General features: G+C 71.7%; 17 protein-coding genes and 1 pseudogene. 5 read left to right on the top strand and 13 right to left on the bottom strand.

Annotated features, from left to right (window positions below; genetic code table 11):
* Positions 1–168 precede the first annotated feature (168 nt).
* Positions 169–1419, top strand: a complete 1251-nt coding sequence (locus tag KUM44_RS32685; protein WP_217213366.1) for a M14 family zinc carboxypeptidase — start codon at positions 169–171, stop codon at positions 1417–1419.
* 78 nt (positions 1420–1497) lie between these two features.
* Here the strand turns inward: KUM44_RS32685 and KUM44_RS32680 are convergent, their stop codons facing one another.
* From KUM44_RS32680 to KUM44_RS32670, 3 genes are all read right to left on the bottom strand, one after another.
* Positions 1498–1917: an SSI family serine proteinase inhibitor gene (locus tag KUM44_RS32680; RefSeq protein ID WP_217213365.1), complete on the bottom strand. Its 420-nt coding sequence runs from the start codon at positions 1915–1917 to the stop codon at positions 1498–1500.
* Positions 1914–3284, bottom strand: a complete 1371-nt coding sequence (locus KUM44_RS32675; protein WP_217213364.1) for a M14 family zinc carboxypeptidase — start codon at positions 3282–3284, stop codon at positions 1914–1916. Before KUM44_RS32675 ends, KUM44_RS32680 begins: the two co-directional genes overlap by 4 nt.
* Positions 3285–3422: 138 nt before the next feature.
* Positions 3423–3974: a DUF1707 and FHA domain-containing protein gene (locus KUM44_RS32670; RefSeq protein ID WP_217213363.1), complete on the bottom strand. Its 552-nt coding sequence runs from the start codon at positions 3972–3974 to the stop codon at positions 3423–3425.
* 185 nt (positions 3975–4159) lie between these two features.
* Between KUM44_RS32670 and treZ the strand changes: the two genes are divergently transcribed.
* On the top strand, positions 4160–5905 hold the full coding sequence (treZ, locus tag KUM44_RS32665; RefSeq protein WP_217213362.1) for a malto-oligosyltrehalose trehalohydrolase: 1746 nt from the start codon (positions 4160–4162) through the stop codon (positions 5903–5905).
* Between the two features lie 51 nt (positions 5906–5956).
* Here the strand turns inward: treZ and KUM44_RS32660 are convergent, their stop codons facing one another.
* From KUM44_RS32660 to KUM44_RS32640, 5 genes are all read right to left on the bottom strand, one after another.
* Complete coding sequence (locus tag KUM44_RS32660; protein ID WP_217213361.1) at positions 5957–6904, bottom strand: aminoglycoside phosphotransferase family protein; 948 nt, start codon at positions 6902–6904, stop codon at positions 5957–5959.
* A gap of 61 nt (positions 6905–6965) precedes the next feature.
* Entirely contained in the window at positions 6966–8093 is a 1128-nt protein-coding gene (locus tag KUM44_RS32655) for an aminopeptidase P family protein (protein WP_217213360.1), read from the bottom strand.
* A 120-nt stretch (positions 8094–8213) separates the two neighbouring features.
* Positions 8214–8543: a hypothetical protein gene (locus KUM44_RS32650; protein ID WP_217213359.1), complete on the bottom strand. Its 330-nt coding sequence runs from the start codon at positions 8541–8543 to the stop codon at positions 8214–8216.
* A 73-nt stretch (positions 8544–8616) separates the two neighbouring features.
* Positions 8617–9225, bottom strand: coding sequence for a PDZ domain-containing protein (locus tag KUM44_RS32645; protein ID WP_217213358.1), 609 nt, complete (start codon positions 9223–9225; stop codon positions 8617–8619).
* A gap of 121 nt (positions 9226–9346) precedes the next feature.
* Positions 9347–10219, bottom strand: coding sequence for a LysR family transcriptional regulator (locus KUM44_RS32640; RefSeq protein ID WP_217213357.1), 873 nt, complete (start codon positions 10217–10219; stop codon positions 9347–9349).
* A 94-nt stretch (positions 10220–10313) separates the two neighbouring features.
* Here KUM44_RS32640 and KUM44_RS32635 point away from each other — a divergent pair, with 94 nt between their 5' ends.
* Positions 10314–11048 carry a hypothetical protein gene (locus tag KUM44_RS32635; protein ID WP_217213356.1) on the top strand — a complete coding sequence of 245 codons (735 nt, stop codon included), beginning with the start codon at positions 10314–10316 and terminating at the stop codon, positions 11046–11048.
* Between the two features lie 43 nt (positions 11049–11091).
* Here KUM44_RS32635 and phsA read toward each other — a convergent pair whose 3' ends face one another.
* A complete protein-coding gene (gene phsA, locus KUM44_RS32630; RefSeq protein ID WP_217213355.1) occupies positions 11092–12978 on the bottom strand; it encodes an O-aminophenol oxidase PhsA in 1887 nt (628 codons plus the stop codon).
* Between the two features lie 164 nt (positions 12979–13142).
* On the opposite strand from phsA, the gene KUM44_RS32625 reads away from it, so the two are divergent.
* Positions 13143–13730 carry a hypothetical protein gene (locus KUM44_RS32625; protein ID WP_217213354.1) on the top strand — a complete coding sequence of 196 codons (588 nt, stop codon included), beginning with the start codon at positions 13143–13145 and terminating at the stop codon, positions 13728–13730.
* On the opposite strand, the gene cyc2 is transcribed toward KUM44_RS32625, so the two are convergent.
* A complete protein-coding gene (gene cyc2 / locus KUM44_RS32620) occupies positions 13723–15882 on the bottom strand; it encodes a germacradienol/geosmin synthase Cyc2 (RefSeq protein ID WP_217213353.1) in 2160 nt (719 codons plus the stop codon). The genes KUM44_RS32625 and cyc2 overlap by 8 nt on opposite strands.
* Positions 15883–16052: 170 nt before the next feature.
* Between cyc2 and KUM44_RS32615 the strand changes: the two genes are divergently transcribed.
* The gene (locus tag KUM44_RS32615) at positions 16053–17294 is read left to right on the top strand and encodes an endonuclease/exonuclease/phosphatase family protein (RefSeq protein WP_217213352.1); all 1242 of its coding nucleotides are present in this window, start codon (positions 16053–16055) and stop codon (positions 17292–17294) included.
* Between the two features lie 182 nt (positions 17295–17476).
* On the opposite strand, the pseudogene KUM44_RS32610 reads toward KUM44_RS32615, so the two are convergent.
* From KUM44_RS32610 to KUM44_RS46040, 3 genes and pseudogenes are all read right to left on the bottom strand, one after another.
* Positions 17477–17761 (bottom strand): annotated as a pseudogene (locus tag KUM44_RS32610) (ABC transporter ATP-binding protein); the annotation flags it as partial.
* 149 nt (positions 17762–17910) lie between these two features.
* Complete coding sequence (locus KUM44_RS46045; protein WP_254390446.1) at positions 17911–18261, bottom strand: hypothetical protein; 351 nt, start codon at positions 18259–18261, stop codon at positions 17911–17913.
* Entirely contained in the window at positions 18258–18890 is a 633-nt protein-coding gene (locus tag KUM44_RS46040) for an ABC transporter substrate-binding protein (RefSeq protein ID WP_254390445.1), read from the bottom strand. The genes KUM44_RS46045 and KUM44_RS46040 overlap by 4 nt, the downstream gene beginning before the upstream one ends.
* Between the last annotated feature and the right edge of the window lie 120 nt (positions 18891–19010).

Here is a 19010-nt window from a genome sequence, read left to right as displayed (position 1 = left end):
GCCCGACGGCCCGGCAGGGCGGACCCGGCCCTCCCGCTGACGCCGGCCGCCCGTACCTCTCGGCGGTCAATGCAACTGGGCGCCCCGGGGAGCCTCCCCCGTGAACTCCTTGACAGGTAAACCAGACCGTGGGGTACTGCGGATGCGAGCCGGGCGGACGTAACGGGGGTGAGTCTCCTGCCGGAGCTGCGCTACCCCACCCTGACCGAACTAGTCCTGTCCGCCCGCGCACTGGCCGCTCACCGTCCGGGCCTGTGCACCCTGAGACAGGTGGGGGCCTCCCGGGCGGGCAGACCCCTCCACCTGCTGTCCATCGGTCACGCCCGACACGCCGTCCTGGTGGTCGCCGGCGCGCATTCCAACGAGCCCACGGGCGGCCCCACACTCCTCGCGGTCGCCGAACGGGTACTGCACGAGTGGGAGTTGCGGGCCGACACCTCCTGGCACTTCCTGCTGTGCGCGGATCCCGACGGGGCGAGCCTGCATGTCACGCCGGCGCCCCGCACCCTGTTCGACTACCACCGCGGCTTCTTCCGGCCCGCGGCCCCGGAGCAGCCGGAGTGGGCGCCGGCCGCGCTGCCGCCCGACCGGCTGCCGCCCGAGACGCGCGCGCTGACCCGGGTGATCGACGAACTGCGCCCCTACCTCCAGGTGACGCTGCACGGGACCGATCTGGGCGGCAGCTGGGTGCAGTTGACGAAGGACGTTCCCGGACTCGCCGAGCCGTTCGCGAAGTCGGCGGCGCAGCTGCACATCCCGGTGGAGACCGGCGCCTCGGACGCGGCGGGCTGGCCTGCGTCCGGACCCGGCGTGCACGTCATGCCGGCGCCGGGTGCGGGGGCGGCGTATCCGAGCATGCCGGACGACGCGCGGAGCAGCACCTGGTACCACGTGCACCGGTACGGCGGGCTGACCGCGGTCGTGGAGGTGCCGATGTGGGCGAGCGACCTGGTGGACGATCCGGCGCCGCATCCGGCGCCGGCCAGGGCGATGCGACGGCTGGCGGCCCGGCTGCTGCGGGACACGCTGGAGGTGGAGCGGGTGCTCGCCGAGGCACTCCCCCGTCTGGAGGGGGCCGACGGGCCCTTGCTGCGGGCGTCGAAGTGGGCGCTGGAGCTGGTGCCAGGTCTTGCCGCCGACTGGACGCACACGCCGCCCGCCGACAACACCATGGCGTACGTCGGGAGCGTGGACGCCTTCGGGCGCCGGCTGCCGCTGCGGGCGGCGGCCATGCTGCTGCGCGTCCTCGAGGAGGCCGACGACCGTGGGGCGCAGCGCCTCGAACACCTCGTGGCGAGTTGGAGCGACGCCTTCGCCGAACGCTTCCGCGCCCGCTGGGTGCCGCTGGAGCACCAGGTCGAGCACCAGTCCCGCACGGTCGTCGCGGCAGCCATGCACGCGCGCGACCGGGCGGCGTGAGCCGCGCGCCGCCCTCTGTGCCCGGTCGGCGCGAGCCGTGCCGCCGTCCGCGCGCGTGCGTCCGTGTGGCCTACGGCGTCAGCCCTCCAGGGCGAACACCGACCCCGTCCGCGCGCCCATCGCGCACCCGTTGGCGAAGGTCTCGCGGTAGTCGACCGGCCGTCCGTTCCACTCCCCGCGCGCGTGGACGGTCACCGGCGCGTAGATCATCGGGCAGAACGAGTCCACCGTGCGGAGCCGGCTGATGTCACCGCCCACCCGCTCCAGGTCCGCGCAGGCCTCGGCCGCCTTCCTGTGGCCCTGCGGCGGGTCGCACAGCAACAGCGTGCCGTGCGGGTCGCCGTGGCGGGCGTCGCCTCGGGTGACCGTCAGGTAGAGCCAGCTTCCCGGCTCCGGTTCCTGGACCATCGCCCGTGCGGGAGTCGCACCGAGGACGAGCATGGCGGCCGCCGCCAGCAGGCCGCCCCGTACCGCTTTCGCCGTGAGTGAATGCGTCATTCCCGATGCATCGGCACGGCGGCCCCGGCATTCCACCCCGACTCACCCGAACGGGAGCACGCGGGCGCGTGCCGCCCGGCGAGCTCGAACGCGGCGAGCACGACCCGCGCCTGGTACTCCACCTGGCGGGCGACCGGTATCCAGCGCGCCCCGCAGCCGTCGCGGTAGTCCTCGCACCACTCCTCGATGAGCCGGTCCAGCTCCGGCAGCGCGCCGGCCGGATCGCGCCCGGCGCCCGTGACGAGCTGGTGCAGCAGCCCGGCGGTCCGCAGCGCGAGCCGCCGCCCGGCGATGCGCAGGGCGGCCAGGTGGGCGGTGCTGAGCGGGGGAAGGGGGTGTACGCCGACCGGGTCCCCGACGTCGGGGTCCCAGGTGTCGGCGAGTCCGGGACAGACCAGTAAATAGTCGTCGACCGGGGCGAGCAGCCGGGCCGTCTCGGGTCCGGCGGGGAGGTGGGGCCGCAGACGCTCCAGCAGCCCGTTCAGGACGCGGGTGTCGTGGCGCAGTGTGTGGCTCACCCTGCGCAGGACCGTTTCCTCATCTGGGTGCGGGGCGCCGTCCTCCACGCCGGCCACACCCCACATGGGGGCCTCGACGACCGCCGTGACCGTGCCGTGCCGGTACGGGTGGAACCACGTCGACTCGACGGCCGCCTCGGTGATGGCGGCGGCCAGGTCGCCTCGGCGTGGCCTCGGGATCCGGTAGACGGCGGGCCCCAGTTCCGGCCAGTACAGCGTGTCGTAGGGGCCGAGCTCGCGCGGGATGCCGAGGCGGGCGGCGGCGTGGGCGACGCGCTGGGCGAGGCCGGGCAGGTCGTGGGTCAGCTCGACGAAGCCGCCGCCGACGTCGACGCCGTGCAGGGAGCAATGCAGGAAGGGCCGCAGTTCGTCCTGGAGTCCGAGCAGCGCGCGGGTCTCGGGCAGCGTGGCGCGGTCCGCGCCGTCCGGCAGCCATTCGGGCTGTTCCAGGAAGCCGGGCCGGAAGAAGTGCCGGAAGTAGCCGGAGAGGGCGTACGGGCCGTGCAGCCAGCCCTCGTTGCGGCGCAGGCCGTCGGGGTCGAGGCACAGCAGCAGGTTCCAGGTGGCGTCGGCACCCTCGTGCAGCCGGGGGTCGGCGAGCACCCGTTCGGCCAGCCGGAGCACGGTGGCACCACCGACCGGCTCGTTGGCGTGCGGACCGGCCACGACGAGGGCCTGACGGCTGCCGTGGCCGACGGACAACAGCCACAGGGGCGTGCCCGCGCGAGACGTCCCGACGCGGCGCAGACGCGCGTCTCGGGGCCGGCGGGCGACGAGTGCGGCCGCCCGGGCGCCCAGCTCGTCGACGCTCGGGTAGCGGAGGAGTGGCGGCAGGGCACACCTCCACAATGTGGTGCCGTCGGTTCACCTGATGTGCATGGTGTACGCACAGTCAGTCACGAGTTGACGACTACGTCAACACCGCAGAGGGCAAAGGGGCTTGAGTCAACACTTCAACCAAGGTGCAGGCCAGAGCCGGGGCAGGGCTCAGTTCGCGGCGAGCCGGAACGACATCCGGCCGAAGCCGACCTGGTCTCCCTCGCGGACCACGACGGCACCGATGACGCGTCGGCCGTTCACCGTGGTGCCGTTGGTGGAGCCGAGGTCGCGCAACACCCACAGGCCCCCCTGATGACTCAGTTCGGCGTGTACCCGGGACACCGTCTCGTGGGTCAGCCGCAGCCCGTTGAGGGGGTCGCGGCCGATGCGCAGCGGGTGGCCGGCCGACGGGTGGGGCAGCAGCAGCTTGGGCAGCCGCTCGGCCTGCCATGCCCTGCGCAGCCGTACGGTGAAGCCGGACACCGCCTCGACGGTGCCGAACACCAGACGCGACAGACGGCTCTCGGAGGGCAGGTCGGCGGTGAGTGCCGCGAGCTCGTCCGCGCGGCGGGCGGAAAGAGCGAGTTCCATGCGCCGCACGAACGTGTCGTGTGACAGCCGACCCATGGCGACGCCGTCACGGAGCACCTTCAGCGCCTTGTCGCGCTCCACGTCGGACAGCCGCGCGGGGTACGTGTTGAACTCGAAAGACGACGTCACGTCGCTGATTGTCGGTCAGCGAACCCGCGCTGTCCAGAAAACGGGGAAACGGCCCGCACGCGCGCGTGATCGGCAGGACCGGTCACGACACCTGCCGCAAAAGGGAAGATTCAAAAGCGGATTGATCTCGTTTGAAGCACCATGGACGGGCTACATCACGGTGAGCAGACGAAGGGGAACCGTCCGTGCAGTTCGAGGTGTGGGCACCGCAGGCCGGAAGTGTGACGCTCCATTGCGAAGGCGTCACGCGCGCGTTGGAGCGCGATCCCGATCGCGCGGGATGGTGGCGGGGGGAGGCGGAAGCACGGGACGGGACGCGGTACGGCTTCGCGCTCGACGACGGCCCCGTGCTGCCCGATCCGCGCTCGCGCCGGCAGCCGGACGGCCCGGACGGGCTGAGCGCGGTCGTCGACCACGGGCGGTTCGAGTGGCGTACCGAGTGGGCGGGGCAGCCGTTGCCCGGCGCGGTGCTGTACGAGCTGCATGTGGGCACGTACACGCGCGAGGGCACCCTGGACGCGGCCGCCGAGCGGCTCGGGCATCTCGTCGAACTGGGCGTGACCCATGTCGAGTTGATGCCGCTGTGCCCCTTCCCCGGACGGCACGGCTGGGGGTACGAGGGCGTCTCGCTGTGGGCCGTGCACGAGCCGTACGGCGGTCCCGAGGCGCTGAAGCGCTTCGTCGACCGGGCGCATGAGCTGGGCCTGGGCGTGGTCCTGGACGTCGTGCACAACCACTTCGGCCCGTCCGGGAACTATCTGCCCGCCTTCGGCCCCTACCTCACGGACAAGCACCACACTCCCTGGGGTTCCGCCGTCAATCTGGACGCGCCCGGCTCCGACGAGGTGCGCGCGTACCTCCTGGAGAGCTCGCTGGCCTGGCTGCGGGACTACCGGCTCGACGGGCTGCGCCTGGACGCCGTGCACGCGCTGAAGGACACGCGTGCGTGCCACTTCCTGGAGGAACTGTCGACGTCCGTCGACGCCCTCTCCGCCGACCTCGGCCGGCCGCTGTCCCTGATCGCCGAGTCGGACCTGAACGACCCCCGGCTGATCGCCGCGCGCGAGGAGGGCGGGCTCGGGCTGCACGCGCAGTGGAACGACGACTTCCACCACACCCTGCACACCGCGCTGACCGGCGAGTCCCAGGGCTACTACGCCGACTTCGCGCGCGCTCCCATGGCGGGCCTCGCCAAGACCCTCACCGGCGGCTACTTCCACGACGGCACCTACTCGAGCTTCCGGGGCCGCCGCCACGGACGCCCCCTGGACCGCGCGCGCGTGGCGGCGCACCGCCTCCTCGGCTACGGCCAGACCCACGACCAGGTCGGCAACCGGGCCCAGGGCGACCGGCTCGCGGCCCTGCTCTCCCCCGGCCTGCTGGCCTGTGCGGCCGCGCTGACGCTGACCGCGCCGTTCACGCCGATGCTGTTCATGGGCGAGGAGTGGGCCGCGGGCACGCCCTGGCAGTTCTTCACCGACCACACCGATCCGGAGCTCGCTCAGGCCGTACGGCGCGGCAGACGGCGGGAGTTCGCCGAGCACGGCTGGGCCGAGGAGGATGTGCCCGACCCACAGGACCCGGCGACCCGGGACCGCTCCTGCCTCGACTGGTCCGAGCTCGACAGCGAGCCTCACGCGCGCGTGCTGGACTGGTACCGCCGTCTCATCGCCCTGCGCCACGAGCAGCCCGACCTCACCGATCCCGACCTCGCCGACACCAAGGTGGCCTACGACGAGCGGGAGCGCTGGCTCGCCTTCCGCCGCGGTGACGTCCGCGTGGCCGTCAACCTCGCCAAGGAGGCGGCGGCCATCCCCCTGGGGCCGCGCCGGGCCACCGTACTGGCCGCGTGGGAGCCGGTGGAGTCGCCGGGCGCGGACGGGGTGCTCCATGTGCCCGGGGAGTCGAGCGTGGTGCTGTTGCAGGACTGAGCGGGGAAAGCGCTGCCGGCCGGGGCGGGCGGGAATGTGACGACACACCCCCTAGAGTTCGTCGGCCCCGTCCTCGTCCTCCCTGAGCTCGGTCACCCGCTCCAGCAGGATCGCCTCCCACGCGTGCCGAAGCTGCACCCTCAGCAACGGGAGCGGCGTCTCGCCCTTGCCGTCGAGGCGGTCCGCGAGACGCACGAGCGCGTCGCAGCGGGCGAGCCAGAGGCCGCGCAGACAGGGGCGGGCGCCGTAGCCGGCGAGGGTGGCGGCACGGACGGCGGCCGGGGAGCCGACGGCGAGGGCGAGGCCCGCGATGTCCTCGGCGGGGTCGCCCAGGACGGTGTCGGCCCAGCCGAGGACGCCGCGCACCCGGCCGTCGGCGCTGACGACGAGGTGATCGCCGGTGAGGGCGTGGTGGACGAGGACGGCGGTGCCGGGCTGGGCGGCGAGCTGGACGGCGGCCTGCTGGGTGAGCTGGCGCAGCCGGGCGGCGTCGAACTCGTCGGCGTCGGCGAGGCGTTCGGCGGGGCCTTCGGCGGCGCGGCGCAGGGCCTCCAGGGAGCGCGGTGCGGCGCGCGGCACACCGAGCGTCTCGGCCTGCCGTGCCGGTACCTCGCGCAGCCCGGTCAGCAGCCCGGCCAGGTCGGCCTCGCCCAGGGCGGACACGTCGTGCTCCCCACCGGCCCCGCCGGGCACCTTCCTGTCCAGGGTGTAGGGCAGCCCGGGCGCCCACTCCCCGTGCGCGACGCTCGTCGGCACCGTGACCGGGACATGCGGGCGGACGAGGTCACGCAGCCGCAGTTCTCGGCGCTGCCGTACGGCGGCGCTCCGGTCGGGGGCGAGGCGCAGCACATGCCGGGTGCCGACCAGCCAGGTGGCGGGGTCGGCGCCCGGGGCGGCAGGCCGGACCTCGGGTCCGGCCGAGTCGTCCACGCCGTCCTTGAGCAGGGAACGGACCAGTCGGCGGACGGTGTCCGCGGTGGGTGTCGGTGCCTGGGTCATGGTCGCGCCGTCGTCGCTCGGGGGTCTACGGGGTCTCCTCGCTCCGGTGCCGGTCACCGGGTCAGTCCACTATGACCATGTCGCGGGTGGTGTCGTTGAGGCGCCGGCCGCCGTCCTCGGTGACGGTGACGATGTCCTCGATGCGCACTCCGAAGCGGCCGGGCAGATAGACGCCGGGTTCCACGGAGAAGCACATGCCGGGCACGAGAGGCTGCTCCTCGCCCTCGATCATGTACGGCGGCTCGTGCGTGGTGACGCCGATGCCGTGCCCGGTGCGGTGGATGAAGTACTCGCCGTACCCGGCGTCGGCGATGACCGCGCGGGCGGCCCGGTCGACCTCCTGGCAGGCGACGCCGGGCCGTACCGCCCGGAAGCCGGCCTCCTGGGCCTCGCGTACGAGGTCGTGGACCCGGCGTTCCTCGTCGGTGGGTTCACCGACGTGGACCGTGCGGGAGGTGTCGGAACCGTAGCCGTCCTTCAGGCCGCCGAAGTCGAGGACGACCATGTCGCCGCGTTCGATCACGCGGTCGCCCACCTCGTGGTGCGGGTTGGCGCCGTTCGGACCGGAGGCGACGATGGTGAAGTCGACCTGGGAGTGACCGAAGCGGCGCAGCAGGTCGGCGAGGTCAGCGGCGACGTCGGACTCGTGTCGTCCGCCGAAGGGAACCTTCCGGATCTCCTCGAACGTTGCGTCAGCGGCCGCCCCCGCGGCCGCCAACAGCTCCAGCTCGGCCGCGTCCTTGACGGCCCGCAGCATCGGCAGGGCGTCGGTGAGGGAGGCGTAGGTGGTGGCGGGCAGTGCCCGCTGGAGAGCGAGCAGATGCATCGCCCATGCGTTGTCGCTGATGCCGAACCGGCCGGTCGCGTCAAGCAGGGCGGCGGTGGCGGCGTAGGGGTCCTTGCCGTCGGTCCAGTCGCGCAGGGTCAGACCGGGCGCGCCGGCGGCCTTCGCCGCGTCCGGGGCCTCCAGAGCGGGGACGACGAGGACGGGGTCCTGGCCGGGGGCGAGGACCAGCAGGGTGAGCCGCTCGGTCTCCGCGGGGGGCGCGTAGCCGGTGAGCCACACCAGATCCGGGCCAGGTGCCACCAGCAGCCCGGCCAGGCCTGCGTCGGCGGCCGCCCGCGCGGCACGTTCCATACGCGCCCCGTAGTCGTCGGCGGTGAAGGGCGCGGGTGCGGTGCCGGTCATCCGGGCCTCCCTGGGCACGTGAAGGGCTACGGGCAGCATCCTGCCCGGACGGAGGGGGCGGCGCGAGCCGGTCGACGGGCCTTGTCGTCGGGACTTTGGCACACCGCCCCGGTCAGGGTGTCAGGTATCCAGTGGCATACGGACGCCGAGCAGCGGCAGTACGCCGCCGGAGGCCTGTTCCCGGCGCCGGCGCACACCCGTGCGGGACAGCACGGTCTTCAGCCGGCCGACGAACCACACGCCCGTCTGCTCCGTTCCCTCCGTGCCCTTCGTGGGGCGCGCCTGCCGCAGGGTCTGGACGCCGAAGACGCCGGTCTCGTCGCCGAGCACGGTCAGGAATCCGGAGCGCCTGCTGTGCAGCGACTGCTTGATGATCAGCACCGTGCCGGGCCCCGGCGAGGCGGCGACAGGAGCGCAGGCTCCCAGGAAGGCGACGAGGGTGGTCGGCATGGGGCTCATCGTGGCCCGCTCGGCCGGACGTGACCAGTGGTTTTCGCGTGTTCCTCCGAGGGATGCCCGGTGGTCAGGTGACGACTCCTGGGATCACCGTCAGCTGTTGAAAGCCGCCGCCGCGGTGGCGCACCGTCAGGGTGGCCTCGTCGCCCGGGCGGGCTTCGGCGACGGCACGCGCGAGGTCGGCGGCCGAGTCGATGCGGGTCTTGTCGAACGCGATGATCGCGTCGCTCCTGACCAGGCCGGCAGAGTACCCGGGTCCGGGGACGTGGACGCCGACCACCAAGGCGCCCGGCCTCCTGGCGTCCACGGCCTCCACGCCCAGGGTGGCGACGGCCGCGGCGGGAGCCGGCGAGGAGGCCGGCGTCGGGGACGCCGGGGCGGAGGAGCCGGGGTGTCCCGGCTCGGCCGGGCTTCCCGGGGTACCGGCCCGCTGGCCCGCCTGCCGCTGGAACTCGGCGAGCTTGCTCATGCCGATCACCGTGGCACCCAGCGTGCCGAGTCCGACCCCGGACAGGACCAGGACCGTCCCGGCCAGCAGGGCGCACAGCACGGTCGTGAGCCGTCGGCCGCGCGGGTGAGGCACGGCGTGCGGGCGCCGTGCGCCGGGGGCCGGGTTGGTGCCGTCGCCGGGGCTCTGACCTGGCAGGGGCTTGGGTCGCAACGCAGTCTGTTCCATCGGATCGCCTCCGGCTGGTGACTACCCTGCGCACCGGCGCACAACGAGCCACGATCGAGTGAGACTGACCAGGGGTCAAGAACGGGAAGCCATCCGCGTCCAGGCGGCGAACGCCCCGTGATCAGGCCCGTTCGAGCAACGCCTGCGCGACGGCCGCCGCCGCTCCCCGGGGCATACCCGCCCCCGCGCACACCAGTTCCGTCCGGTGGACGACACGCGGTCGCGTGACCGGGACGGCGACCGTGTGCGGCACCCCGGCGGCCGCGGAGCGCGGGAGCAGGGTCAGGCCGTGGCCGGCCGCGGCCAGGGTGGTGAGGGCGCGGACGTCGGTGCCCTCGTAGCGCAGGGCGCCGCGGAAACCGTGGCCGCCGTTGGCACCCCGCAGATGCGCGAGCGGCAGGCCCGCGTCGGGGGCGTCGAGCCAGCGCGCGTCGGCCAGGTCGCCGAGCCGCAGGCCGGCGCGCCCGGCGAGCGGGTGGGTGTCGGGCAGGAGGACGCAGACCGGCTCCTCGCCCACGCCGTACGTGGTCAGCGGTGCCACATCGGGCAGTCGCAGCGGGTCGCTGGGGGCGGCGAGGCCGTCGACGAGCCCGAGGTCCGCAGTGCCGGTGGCGACAGCCGCGGGGACCTCGTCACGGGGCAGCACGCGCAGTGTCACGCCGGCGGCTGGGAGCGCGGCGAGGACGCGGGGGCCGAGGGCGGTCGACGCGGTCGCCAGCGTCAGATCGCGGTCGGGCGCGGCCGCCACCCGAACGACGTCCGCGCGGGCCGCCTCCAGCCGCAGCAACAGCGGGCCCGCGTGTTCGAGAAGCCGCTCGCCGGCCGCCGTGGGCGCGACGGGGCGACGGGCGAGCAGCGGTGCGCCGAGGTCCTGTTCGAGCGCGGCGATGTGCTGGGACACCGCCGACTGGGTGTAGCCCAGTTCGCGGGCAGCCTCGGAGAACGAGGCGAGGCGGGCGACGGTGACATAGGTACGCAGCAGGTGCGGGTCCATGCGGCACAGGATGCCGCACGCCATCAGCTCTGCTTATCGGAGGTCCAGTAATCATCGTTGGACGTGAAGTGCGGGCCGCGCCCAGGATGAGGCCATGACGAACACCGCTGCTCGGACGGCAAGGCTCGCCCTGGTCGGGGACCACTCCCCCAATGTCGCCTCCCACACCCGCCTGCCCCTGCTGCTGGACGCCCTCGCCGAACGCGACCGGCTCGTCCTCGACGCCTACTGGATCCCTTCGCAGGACGCGGTCGCCGACGGCGCGGTGCGCGGCTTCGACGCCGTATGGGTGCTGCCGGGCAGCCCGTACCGCAGCGAGGCGGGTGTGCTGTCCGCGATCCGCACCGCGCGCGAGGAGGGCATCCCCTTCCTCGGCACCTGCGGCGGCTTCCAGCACGCGCTCCTGGAGTACGCCCGCCATGTGTGCGGACTGGCCCACGTCGCGCACGCCGAGAACGACCCCGGCGCCGACGACTTCCTCATCGAACCCCTGGCCTGCTCGCTGGTCGGCCATGAGGCGGTGGTCCGGATCGAGCCGGACACGCTCGCCCAGTCGGTCATCGGCTCGGAGCGCACCGTCGAACGGTACTTCTGCGCGTACGGCCCCTCCCGCCACCTCGACACCCTGCGTGCGCACGGGCTGCGCTTCTCCGGGCACGACGAGGACGGTCACGTCCGGATCGCCGAACTGCCCGACCACCCCTTCTTCCTGGCCATGCTCTTCCAGCCGGAGCTGTCCGGTGACGGCTCGCGCCCGCACCCGGTCGTCCGGGCACTGGCGCGAGCCGCGGTCGAGCACGCGGCCCGGAAGATGCCCACGCGCGCGTGACGCCACGCGTCGGTGACACGCCACACGCGCGTACGCGCGTACGTCAGCCCGTGTGCCCCTTCCCATGGCCACCGTGCCCGCCGTGCCCGGCACCGTGGTCGAACTTCAAGGCCTCCGCGGGCATGACGACGAAGGGCCGCATCATGCCCATGTCCTCGTGCTCCAGCAGGTGGCAGTGGTACATGAACCGGCCGTACGCGCCGTCGAACTTGCCCATGACGCGGAGCATCTGGTTCCCCGGCACCCGGAAGACGTCCTTGTAGCCGAGCTCGTTCGGGGCCAGCGGGATGGCGGTGCCCGCGTCGTACCGGATCGGGCTCCGGGTGCCGCCGACCGCCGGGTCGAAGCCCGAGACGTCGTAGGCGTCCCGGCCCAGCAGCTGGAAGTCGGCCAGGTGGATGTGCATGGGGTGGACGATCGGCGCGAGGTTGAGGAAGCTCCACTGTTCGTGGCTGCCCTCGGCGATGGTGAAGCCCAGGCCGTCGTTGAAGGTCCGGGCCGTGCGCCGGTAGGTCTTCGTCCTCCCGTCCGGTCCGGTCACCTGGATGACGCCCTCGGTGGGGACCTGGATGTCGCCCGGGTCCTGGACCTCCGCCATCTCCCAGATCTCCGGGTGTCCGCCGCCTCCCTTGGTGGCGGGCGGGGTGAGGACGATCAGCCGGTGGCCGTGCTCGATGTCGTGGGTGAGCCGGCGGAAGGAGCCGGAGAGCACCTCGGGCAGTTCGAAGGTGTCCGTCTCGCAGCCTTCGCCCACCCGGAACTCCATGACCGCCGGATGGCGCACGTCCCCCGCCGGGTCGGGCACACCGGGCGGCTGGTTGCGGCCCTTGTTGACCAGGCGGAGCTTCCGGCCCGCGAGGCCGCGGAAGTCGACGAGCAGGTCGAAGCGCTCGGCCGGCGCCGCGGTCAGCGTGGGCAGCGCGCCGTCGAAGTCGATCGGCACCGGGCGCGGCAGCAGTCCGCCGTCGCTGCCGATCTGGTGGAGGATGCCCGGGACGGGGTTGTCGTCCTCGTCGACCAGGACGAGGTTGTAGACGCGCGCGTTGGACGCGTTGACCAGCCGGAAGCGGTACCAGCCGTCGTCCACCTCGGCATACGGCCAGATCCGGCCGTTGACGGTGGTGTACGGGCCGCTGAACGGGATGGAGACCGGCTTGCCCGTCTCCGGGTTCTTCTCCTGGACGATCACGGTCTTGTGCAGCAGCCGTCCGTTGAGCCGGCCGTCCTCGTCGGTGTCGAGGTTGCGGTCGGCGAGCAGCAGCGGGATCTCCCGCTCCCCGCGGGGCAGGCGCAGGGCGTCCTCCTCGTCGTCCCGGACGAGGTACGCGCCGTACAGGCCCGTCATCACGTTCCACCGCGTGATGTTCATCGCGTGGTCGTGGTACCACCACTGCACCGCCTGGTGGTCGTTCGGGTACTCGGACAGCTGGGCGTCGCCGAAGCCGACCGCGTTGTCCGCCCAGCCGTCGTTGCCGCCGCCCGTCTGGGCGCCGTGCAGATGGGTCACCGACCAGGCGGGCAGGGCCGCTACGTCCTTGTTGGGCTCGACGCCCTCGCGACCGGGCTCGGTGGTGGCGGGCGGACGGCCGTCCGTGCGCAGCGGCACCTCCACCGAGGTGACCGGGTACTCGCTGTCCTTGGGGATGCGGTTGGTCCAGGCGATGCGGACGCGCTGTCCGCGCCGCACCTCGATGGTCGGGCCCGGTACCTGCCCGTCGTACCCCCACATCAGCGTCGGCGGCAACTGTGGGTGCAGGCGCACCCAGGTCGGGCGCAGGGCGATCTCGGTCTCGCGTAACACGTCCTCGGAAGCGGGCCGCAGGACGGTGGGGACGGGCAGCGGGGCCAGATACGGCGTGAGCTCGCCGGTCTCGGCCCTGCTGTCGCTGTCGCTGTCGCTGTCCGTGAGCCTCTCGATGATGTCGGTCAAGGTCGAACACCCCCGTGTGTTCTCGTTGTCTGTTCCCCTCATCCCAGAAGACTCCCGGCGCACCGCCCAAGTTCCCTGAATATCCCGTTCCGCACGAAAAGTTTCGGAAACCGCATCCGGAGTACGGAAGTCCGTTGTCAGTGGCCGCTGTTACGTTCTGTGACATGACCGATCAAGCTTTGCGGCTGCTCCGAGAGAGCGCCCGCCTGGCCGAACTGGCCGCGTTCCCCTTCAACTTCGACATCGGCCGTGCGGCCCACGGCAATGTCGAAGAGGTCCGCACGGCCTCGGGCGACCCGCTCGGCATAGTGGCGGGCGACGACACCGGCGGTAGGTACTTCGTGTGCGCGGACGGCTCGATGCTGTACGCCGACTCGGAGGGCTCGGCCGGGAACACCGCCTTGCAGGAGAAGGCGGGGGGCCGGGTCTCGGCCCGTCTCGACCAGGCCCGCCCGGAGCGTGAGGACGCGCAACTGGCGCAGGCGATACGGAGTCTGGAAGCTCTGCGAGGCGTCCTGGCGGCTCCCGGAGACGACTCCCTGTGCCACTGGCAGGGTGTGAATCTCGGTCGCTTCATCGCCGAGGAGCACTACAGCCTCACCCGCGCCCTGGCCGACGCGCGTCACCCCGAGGAAGCCCGCGCGCTCCTCAAGGCCGCCGACGCGATACTCGGCGAGCTCTCGGAGAACGCCGCGAACGGCGCACGAGAGCTCGCCGAGGGGACGGCGGCGCGGGTGCGGGAGATCAGCTGAGGACGGGCACGGCCGGTGCGCGGTCCGGCACGAAGCCGTGCGCGCGGCGGGCCAGGTACTCGGCCTTGTAGCGGTCGACCTTGCTGTGCCAGTTCAGGATGCCCGCCATCCAGTTCTGGAGGTCGACCACATAGTTCCGCATGATCTCGCGGGCCTCGTCCGAGAGCCCGAAGTCGTCGTACATGATGGGCAGTTCGTGTGCGGCCACGTGCTCGAACTGCTGCATGCGCTGGGTCATCAGGTCGTGCACGACCGAGAGCGCGGCCGGGTAGTCGATGCCGAAGAAGTTCTGCACGACGAGGATCGCGTTGTGGATCTCGCCCTCGTACTCGATCTCCTTCTGGTAGGAGAAGACGTCGTTGAGGAGGCAGGCATAGTCGATGGCGGCGTTCTCCAGCGAGCGGACGGGCCCGCTGCGGTACACCTCCGGCGGTACGGCGGGTCCGTGGCCCATCCGGCACATGCTGAGGGTGAGGTCGGAGCCGAAGGTGGCGCGGCGCATCTCCAGGTAGTCGACCGGGTCGGGGATGCGGTTCTGGAGCTGGTTGGACAGCTCCCACACCCAGCTCTCGGTCATGTCGTCCACCGCGTCCTTGAGGAAGCGCCGCTGGTCGGGAGTCATGGTCGCCGTCGTGCGTGCCCACAGGTCGTTCAGGCCGCGTTCCATGGCGTTGAGCGGGAGGGTGGCCTGCTCTCCGTCGAGGGGCATGCACGCCGAGAGGCGCTGGGTGGTGAGCCGGGCGGCGGCGAGGTCGCGGCGGTGGCCGAAGACGAGGGGGTAGTAGTCGTCGCCGTAGGTGCCCCAGGCGAGCCACTGCGAACTGAGGTCGAGGGCCTCGGGTGTGGCGTCCGGGTCGAGGCCCGCCGAGCACAGCGCAAGGTCGTATGCGGCGAGCTTGTCCTCGTCCCAGACGCCCTCCTGGAGGATGCCCATCCGGTGCGACCACTCGGTCAGGCGGTGGCGGGCGGCGTCGAGATGCGGGCTGAGCTCCAGTCGGAACGGCATGTAGAAGTCGGGGAGCCGGGACGGGCCGACCTTCTGGTACGGCATGTGCGTGTGGGCACGCAGGCGTTCGGCGCCGGCGGCCGCGAGCAGCGCGCCGATGTCGGCGGCGGAGGTGCCGGGGCCGGTCGGGGCCCGCCAGGCTGCGGTGGGCTCGGCGCCCTTGTTCATGTACCGGCTGGAGCGCAGGTGCCATTCGTGGCCGCCGGACTGCCAGTCCTGGAGGCCCCGGGTGTACGCGGCGACCGCCGCGACCTCCTGCGGGGTGAGCCCCTGCTCCAGGGCCACGGCCGGGACCTCGGTGAGGGCGGTGTGCTCGAACTGGTGGAGCCGGGAGGTGAGGACGTCGTTGACCGTGTCGGCGGCCTCCTGGGTGGTGCAGCCGAAGAAGGTCTCCAGGACCAGGACGCCGTTGCTGAGTTCGCCCTCGTCCTCGACCTCGCGCTGGTAGGAGAACAGGTCGTTGCGCAGGTGCACGGCGTCCGAGAAGGTTTCCATCAGGACCCTCAGCGGCCTCGACTCGGCGACGGACGCGGGTACTTCGGACGTCGCGTACTCCACCAGGCCCGACGACCAGGGGGCGCCGCCCACCTTGCGGCGCATCTCGATGTACTCGACCGGGTTGGCGATCCGGCCCTCGTTGATGTTGGACAGCTCCCACAGGGACTCGTTGAGGAGGTGTTCGGTCGCGACGGAGAAGCGGCGGCGCCAGGCGGTGGACATCTTGGGCACGGTGCGGGTCCACAGGTCGGCGAGGCCCGCCTCGACCGGGTTCTGCGGCTCGGGCATCGGGGTGGACAGGTCCATCGGCATGAACAGGGGCAACCGGTCCAGGTAGGCCTTGCCGCCGGCGCGGTCCTGAGTGCGCTTGAAGATCTCCAGGAAGTGGTCGTCGAAGAAGAAGACCCACACGTACCAGTCGGTGATGAGGGAGAGCGCGGGGCCGTCGCATTCGGGGTGGGTGTAGGCGCAGAGCAGGCCGTAGTCGTGCGCGTCCAGGTCGGCCTGCTCCCAGACCCCGGACCCTTCCAGCATGCCCATCTCGCGCGCCCATTCGGTCGAGTGGGCGCGCGCCTCGTCGACGTGCGGGTTCAGCCGCGCGGGATACGGCATGTAGAAGTGCGGGAGTTCGAAGGGCTGCTGCGTCATGGCCGGGGCCCTACCCCTGGGGCCCAAGTGGCATCCTCGGCGCGGCACATGATCACACCATCGCGTGAATCATGGGTGAATCCGGGAGTTCTCGCCGGCCCTTGTGGCGTTCATCTCTACGCGCGCAGACTTTTCGCACTCAAGTGTCCATCTCCCTTTCCGGAGTCGCGATGAACCCCACCGGATCGTTCTCACGCCGCACGGCGCTCGCCTCCCTCGCCGGGGCGGCACTGGCCACGACGGCGGCGTTCCCGGCCTCGGCGGCCGAGCGGCACGGCCGTCGGGCCGTACGGTTCGCCACCTTCAACGCCTCGCTGAACCGCGGCACCCAGGGCGCGCTGATCACCGATCTGTCCACGCCGGACAACGCCCAGGCACGCAACGTGGCCGAGACCATCCAGCGGGTCGACCCGGACGTGCTGCTGATCAACGAGTTCGACTACGACGAGCAGGGCAGAGCGGTCCGGCTGTTCCTGCGCAACTACCTGGCCGTCGGTCACCACGGGGCGAAGCCGGTCCGTTTCCCGTACCACTTCACCGGCCCGGTCAACACGGGCGTCGCCACCGGCCTGGACCTCGACGGGAAGAACGGCGTCGTCACGACGCCCGGTTCGGACGCGTACGGGCAGGACGCGTACGGCTATGGCTGGTTCCCGGGGCAGTACGGGATGGTCGTGCTGTCGAAGTTCCCGATCGACAGGCGTGCGGTGCGGACTTTCCAGCGGTTCCTGTGGAAGGACATGCCGGCCAACGTCATGCCGCCGGGCTACTACAGCGAGGAGGCTCGTGCGATTCTGCGGCTGTCGTCGAAGAGCCACTGGGACGTGCCGGTGTGCATCGGGCACGACACCGTGCACTTCCTGGTCTCGCACCCGACGCCGCCCACCTTCGACGGACCCGAGGACCGTAACGGCCGGCGCAATCATGACGAGATCCGGCTGTGGGCCGACTACGTCGGGGGGCATCGGCGCAGCGCCTATCTGTATGACGACAAGGGCCGGCGTGGGGGGCTGCGGGCCGGGGCGCGGTTTGTGATCGCGGGGGACAACAACGCGGATCCGTACGACGGGGACAGTTACGCCCACGCGATTCGGCAGTTGCTGGACCATCCGGCGGTGCGGCTTCCGCAGGCGCCGCCGGCCAGTGAGGGTGGGGTGGAGGCGGCGAGGCTTCAGGGCGGTGCCAATGCCTCGCACCTCGGCGACCCGGCGTACGACACGTCCGACTTCGGTGACACCGCTCCGGGGAACCTGCGCGTCGACTACGTCCTTCCGTCCAGGGGTCTGATACCGGGCGCGAACGGCGTCTTCTGGCCGACGTCCGGCGATCCGCTGTACCGGCTGGTGGGGAACGGGGCGACGGTGGCGACGTCTGATCACCGGCTGGTGTGGCAGGACGTGCGGGTGGGGTGAGCAGGCCGCCTCTCGCCCCCGCCGCCCCTACCCGTCCCATCCCTTGAAGGGGCTCCGCCCCTTCGACCCCGCCAGGGGGCTGCCGCCCCCGGGACCCCCGCTTCGGCCCGAAGGGCCTCGTCCTCAAACGCCGGACGGGCTGAAGATGCCTGGAGCTGCGCTGAGAAGTGGGCCGGTCCGTGCTATCTGTTGCGGACCGCCCGTCCCACCTCCGACCTGAGAGCGACGAACTCCGCAAGGCCCCGGGTCGTGATCTGGTCTCGGGTGTCGGGGAGGTGGACGGGGAGGTCGAGGGCGACCTTGGCGCCGGGGCCCGGGGAGAGGACGACTACGCGGTCGCCCAGGTAGACGCTCTCGTCGATGTCGTGGGTGACGAAGACGATCGTCGTGCCGTCCGTGCGGTGGACCTCCAGGAGGAGGTCCACCAGGTCCTCGCGGGTCTGGGCGTCCAGGGAGCCGAAGGGTTGACAACCTCGCAGGCACCGAAGGCCAGCAGCACGCCCGTAACGCCGAGCAGAAGCTGTTCCCGGGGGCGGCCGCCCTTCACGTCATCACGTCACTTGACCGGATGACTCTTCGCCACACGTCACTCGACCACACGTCACTCGACCACACGTCAATTCACCATCAGGATCGCCGGATCGATCGGCTTCCTCAGCATCCCCTGCTTCTCCATCAGCTCGGTGAGCCGGGTGAGCTGCGCGGGGTCCATGGTGGGCGGGAAGACGGGCAGATCGATCGACTCGGCCTGCTGCTCGGTGACCTTGGTGTACGTCGGCAGGGTGTCGCGTACGACGGACGGGTCCTCCTCGGCGATCGGTACGGCCGCTTTGATGGCCCGCTGGAACGCGGCCAGCGTCTCGACGTTGCCGCTGGCGTCGGCGTAGTCGCTGGTGCTGATGTAGCCGCTCAGAGGAATGGACTCCACTGGTGCGGACGAGCCGTCGACGAGCACCCTGGCCTTCAACTCGTCCTGGATGGAACTGTCGTAGGCTCCACCGCGTGCACGGCGTCGACCTGTCCCTTGTCCAGGGCGGCGCCCATCTGCGGGAAGGGAATGGCCCGGTAGACGGGGCGGTCGACGCCCTGCTTCTCCAGGATCTCGTTGAAGGTGAGGGACTGGACGTTGTTCAGGACGTTGACCGCGAGCTTCGTGCCCGCGAGGTCGGCGACGCTCTTGATGTCCGAGTTCTCGGGCACCAGGACCTCCATCATCCGTGGCGCGGCCCTGATCGCCTCGGCGACGATCCGGATGTCGAGGGTGCCCTGCTCGTGGGCCTGGAGATAGGTGACGTAGTTCGCGCTCGCGACCATGTCGATCTGGCCCTTGGCCAGGGCCGACAGCGCCTGGAGGCTCTGCTGGATCTGCTGGATGCGGACATCGAGGCCCTCCTTCTCGAACAGGCCTCGGTCCCGCGCGATGTAGAGGGCAGCACAGTCGACCAGGGGCAGCGCGGCCACTGTGACGGTCTGCCGACCGTCGGCGCCGGACGGGGAGTCCCCGTCGTCGCCGCAGGCCGAGACCGCCACCAGCAGGAGAGCCGTCGCAGCGGCGGCGACCGTCCTCGTTCCCGAGTGCAATGGACGTAACGGCATGACGACATGACTAGCAAGAGATTGTCATGATCACCACATGCGGCAGGCCGGGCAGACAACCAGCACACCAACCCGGACGCGTCAATCTGTCGGTCTCCACCGATCTGGGCCACCTTGGTC

The sequence above is a fragment of the Streptomyces sp. AC550_RSS872 genome, from assembly GCF_019049285.1.
Taxonomy (GTDB): domain Bacteria; phylum Actinomycetota; class Actinomycetes; order Streptomycetales; family Streptomycetaceae; genus Streptomyces.
The sequence above is the reverse complement of the archived record's forward strand: the minus strand, read 5'-3'. Positions and strand labels throughout refer to the sequence as shown.